Here is a 5,232-nt window from a genome sequence, read left to right as displayed (position 1 = left end):
AATTCCCATGGCGTGACGGGCAGTGTGTACAAGACCCGAGAACGTATTCACCGTGGCATGCTGATCCACGATTACTAGCGATTCCGACTTCATGCCCTCGAGTTACAGAGGACAATCCGAACTGAGACGACTTTTTACGGATTAGCTCAGCCTTGCGACGTTGCAACCTATTGTAGTCGCCATTGTAGCACGTGTGTAGCCCACCCCATAAGGGCCGTGCTGACTTGACATCATCCCCACCTTCCTCCAGTTTATCACTGGCAGTTTCCTTAAAGTGCCCGGCATTACCCGCTGGTAACTAAGGATGAGGGTTGCGCTCGTTGCGGGACTTAACCCAACATCTCACGACACGAGCTGACGACAGGCATGCAGCACCTGTGCGAGGCCCAGCCGAACTGCGCCCTTCTGTTAAGAAGGATCTAGCCTCCATGTCAAGAAGTGGTAAGGTTTTTCGCGTTGCATCGAATTAAACCACATGCTCCACCGCTTGTGCGGGTCCCCGTCAATTCCTTTGAGTTTTAGTCTTGCGACCGTAGTCCCCAGGCGGAGTGCTTAACGCGTTAGCTACAACACAGAGGCAAAAGCCCCCACATTCAGCACTCATCGTTTACAGCGTGGACTACCAGGGTATCTAATCCTGTTTGCTCCCCACGCTTTCGCACCTCAGCGTCAGTACCGGACCAGACAGCCGCCTTCGCCACTGGTGTTCCTCCTAATATCTACGAATTTCACCTCTACACTAGGAATTCCGCTATCCTCTTCCGGACTCTAGTCCTGCAGTATTAAAAGCAGCCCCAGGGTTAAGCCCTGGTATTTCACCTTTAACTTACCAAACCGCCTACATGCCCTTTACGCCCAATAATTCCGAACAACGCTTGCCCCCTCCGTATTACCGCGGCTGCTGGCACGGAGTTTGCCGGGACTTCTTCTGTAGGTACCGTCATTATCTTCCCTACTGAAAGAGTTTTACAACCCTAAGGCCTTCCTCACTCACGCGGCATAGCTGGATCAGGCTTGCGCCCATTGTCCAATATTCCCCACTGCTGCCTCCCGTAGGAGTCTGGACCGTGTCTCAGTTCCAGTGTGGCTGATCATCCTCTCAGACCAGCTACAGATCACCGCCTTGGTAGGCCATTACCCCACCAACTAGCTAATCTGACATAGGCTCATCTAATAGCGATAAATCTTTCCCCCGCAGGGATTATACAGTATTACCCACCATTTCTAGTGGCTATCCCATACTACTAGGTAGATTCCTATGCATTACTCACCCGTCTGCCACTAACCATACACGCAGCAAGCTGCGTATACGGTCCGTTCGACTTGCATGTGTTAAGCTTGCCGCCAGCGTTCGTTCTGAGCCAGGATCAAACTCTCAAGTTTGATTAAAATCACAAAAGCAAATTATGATCTGGACTCATGCAAAAACCAAAAACAAAATAAGCTTAAGTGCACTAAATAAAATATTTAGCTGCGCGCACCGCCGCCTCTATTTCTACTCTAAAGTTTCCCTTCCAACTAATCAAGCAACAGGGCCACCTCAGCCCCGGGTAGGAGTATCTACCATAGCCCAAACCCTGTCAACAACTTTTAAGAACTTTTTTCGTCGCTGGTGTCCCACGTAAAAGCACCACGGACGGGTTTTCCTCCCTAAAATTGCTCAACATCTCCACAAATTTCACCAACCCGTGGCTTGCGTGCCCACCAACCGATGTGGCGATACGGGCGGCCATGCCCGAAATCGCTGCTTTATCATTCCCACGACCCGCAGCAACTTCGTCGCCGCACCCGTGAATTATGAGAGAGTCATCCCCCATACTGAGTTCAACGCCGCATTTTGCCAGCCCCGTGGCGGCTGTGTCTAACCTATCGCGCGCGCTATCCCCCAGCGTAGACAGCCCGGTAATCGTCGTGGCTCCCACAGCGCATGCGCATACAGCACATATTGCGGGTAGCTCCATGGCTATGCTGCGCAACTCCGCACACTCGATTCTGGCCCCACGTAGCACCCCTACCCTGATTTTCGCATCATACAGGCCCCTATTGGGGACCAAGGCTACGTATGCGCCCATTTTGATAAATACATTGAGCACACCCCTCACCGCGTCATCCACTAAAATCCCCGAGACTAGGACGGGCAAACCGCGCGTCATCACTGCGGCCGCCACAGCGTGTAATGCCTCAGACGCGGGGGCAGGAACACAAATTTCCCCCGCAACTAACTCTTGTTGCCCGTCTATCACTATTGTGTCTGCGCCGCAGTCGGTTCTCCTCTCCACACAAATTCTGGCGCCCAATTGTTTCAGCAGCAGCTCCGTGTACCCGCTCAGGGCGCTTTTTGCGCGTATATTACTTTTCCCACCTACGCCTATGCATGCCAGCAACATTGCAGACTTCACCGCATCGGAAGGAATTACCCCGTCAAACGCGGCCGGCACACATTCGTCCGTGCCAATTATCAGCGCAGGAAACGCCGCTCCATTGGACATAAACCTTGCGCCCATAGACGTAAGCATTGCCATTACCATGCTAACATCATTATCTCCGTACACGGCAATGTCGGGAGAAATGCGATAATTGCGCCCCCTAAACAGAAACGTAGAAAACGGGTGCACGGCCAACATACCGATGGTCATACACGCAACAAGCGGGGAATATCCGACACAAATTTCGCGGTGGGGCTCGGCCAAACCTCCAACACCTGCTCCTTCAACGACGTAGCATCCATTTTCGTGTGCTACACTTATTCCCAAAGCGTCCAGCACTCCTACAACATCGAGGACCTGCGCGCACTTTTGCACACCGTAAACCCTCGAAGCACCTGCAGCCTGCGCGGCCAGAAGTAGCGAGATGCACGATGCCTCCGCGCACCCGGGAATCCTAATTACGGCACACCCGAGCTCCGCGCCGTAGACGCATGTGAATTCATCGGACGCCAACCTGCATCCATGCCCTTCCATGTTGGACATATCTTAACGAGTGAAAAGCGGATTCTACACCATTTCACCCAAATGATGCAAAGCGTTCGGGCACGGGGTCTATACATCCGGTTATTGCGGAAACGCGGGCTATAGTGCGCCACAGCACACCCCAGCCCTTCGCCACAGCGGCTGTGAATAGATGCGCGGCAAAGGAGCAGGAGTGGAGCATCAGCCACAATTAGACGTGCACCGGATTGGAAAAATTATGGCACAACACCCATTCCTGTTTATTGGTAAAACCTCTGATGATTGACGCTAATATTTTGCACCCAGCTCAGCCCCAAAATTTTCATGTAAGCTTCAGCCGTGATCTGAAACACGCCAGGTAGTTTTATCAGCACCAAGTTACCCTTGGAAGGCATTTCGACAAATACTTCTGTTTTACCCCGATCTCTGCGCAAGATCTTCCCAAGCGTGTTGGGTTCGTAATGACCTTGACTGAAGTGAATAACTATGTTTTTCATTTTTTGAGTCATGGCGGTGAGCCCATCACCAAAGCTGTATATATTTTTTCCGATCAGCCGCGATTTTACTGAGTTATAGTCCATGTCTATCATTACTGAAACTCCGCTGTGAAACAGGTCTCTACCGGCCTCTATGACCCTACTGTTATAAAATGCAACATCGTTAACCCCGTAAGGATCGGAGATCCTTACAACCGCAAATCTCTCTTTGTTCGCAGATCTTATCCTCACACTAGAGATCACACCTGCAGACTTTTTAACACCTGACTCTGAAGAATCTTGGCACTCACTAACAAACTTTACGCCCAGGCCCCGTAAAATTCCTTCATACTTGGCCAAGGGGTGGTACCTCAGATAGAAACCTAAGGTGGAGAACTCGTGCTCAATTTTTTCCTCCTCAGACCAGTCTTCCACCTCCAAGAGTTTGTGCCCCTCCGTGATCCCGAACAGATTGAATTGTTTGGATTCCGCACTGTTTCTGGTATCATCAATCACATCCAGTATCGTCCCTAAAGATTCAAACAACTGCCTCCTATTGGGATGTATGCTGTCCAGTGCGCCAGATTTTATCAAGCTTTCCATAACCCGTTTACACGCCCATTTCGCCCGCATGTTACGCGCGAAATCCCATATGTCGCTGTACTTCTTGCCAGCCTCTGGTACAACTTCCCTGGCGGCGGTTTGTCCTACATTTTTTAATGCACCCAATCCATACTTGATCGCATCACCTGAGATGGTAAACAACACGCCCGAGGAATTCACATCAGGCGGCAACACCTGGACACCACACGCCCTGGCCTGCTGGCATAAAAGCTCTAACTTGTCTTTGTCGCCGATATCAAGGTTCATTGATGCAGTGAAGAACTCTTTGGTATAGTTTGCCTTCAGATATGCGGTCTGGAAGCTAATGAGTGCATATGCGGCAGCGTGTGATTTATTAAATCCGTATCCGGCAAACTTCGCTACCAAATCGAATATGTAGCTGGCCTTACCGCGATCTATACCATTTTTGATCGCGCCATTTACAAAATCCTGGCGCTGTTTGTCCATCTCTTCCTTAATCTTCTTACCCATCGCACGCCTGAGCAAGTCAGCACCACCAAGGCTGTACCCAGCCAGAATCCTGGCTATCTCCATAACCTGCTCCTGATATATAATTACCCCGAACGTTTCCTTCAGGACCCCTTCCAGCATCGGATGTATGTAATCGGGTTTCTCCAATCCGTGTTTACGGGCTATATATATGGCAATGTTGTTCATGGGGCCGGGACGATATAGCGATATCAGAGCAATTATGTCCTGGATTCCGTCGGGGCGGAGTTTGCTGATAGCCTCCCTCATGCCCGCACTTTCAAGCTGAAACACGCCTACGGAGTTTCCTGTCGATAGCATTTCATATGTTTTGCCGTCATCAAGCGGCAGCTCGGAAAGCTCTATGCTGACCCCTCTATCCTGTATAAGAGATCGTACCTGGTCTAGGACCGTAAGGGTGCGCAACCCCAGAAAGTCGAATTTCACCAGTCCAGCTTTCTCCACGTACTTCATGTTGTATTGCGTGATTGGCAACGAACACGACTGGTCGTAGTACAGGGGGACAAAATCCTCAAGCGGCTTGTCGCATATCACAATTCCCGCTGCATGCACCGAAGCATGTCTGTACAACCCCTCTAGTTTAAGTGATATCTCAAAAAGTTTAGCGACCGTGTTATCACTCTCCTGTTCCCGCTTGAGGTTCTGGTCCATCTCTATAGCCTCAGAAAGTGTCACCGGGCTTACGGGATCATGGG

General features: G+C 50.7%; 2 protein-coding genes and 1 rRNA gene. All 3 read right to left on the bottom strand.

The features are described from left to right. Positions 1-1,383: ribosomal RNA gene (locus GAC_RS00575) — 16S ribosomal RNA — on the bottom strand; the annotation flags it as partial. A 197-nt stretch (positions 1,384-1,580) separates the two neighbouring features. Further along, on the bottom strand, positions 1,581-2,969 hold the full coding sequence (locus tag GAC_RS00570) for a 3-phosphoshikimate 1-carboxyvinyltransferase (protein ID WP_010267210.1): 1,389 nt from the start codon (positions 2,967-2,969) through the stop codon (positions 1,581-1,583). 239 nt (positions 2,970-3,208) lie between these two features. Then, positions 3,209-5,232, bottom strand: a 2,024-nt coding sequence (gene dnaE, locus GAC_RS00565; protein WP_037348974.1) for a DNA polymerase III subunit alpha, incomplete at its 5' end; no start/stop codon positions are given.

The organism is Anaplasma marginale str. Florida, from assembly GCF_000215485.1.
GTDB lineage: Bacteria > Pseudomonadota > Alphaproteobacteria > Rickettsiales > Anaplasmataceae > Anaplasma > Anaplasma marginale.
Note: the sequence above shows the minus strand (reverse complement) of the source record. Positions and strands in the feature narration are given on the sequence as shown.

What these genes read in the sequence shown, in the direction of transcription:
- GAC_RS00570 (WP_010267210.1), bottom strand. Translation starts at nt 2,969, where the DNA reads ATGTCCAACATGGAAGGGCATGGATGCAGGTTGGCGTCCGATGAATTC.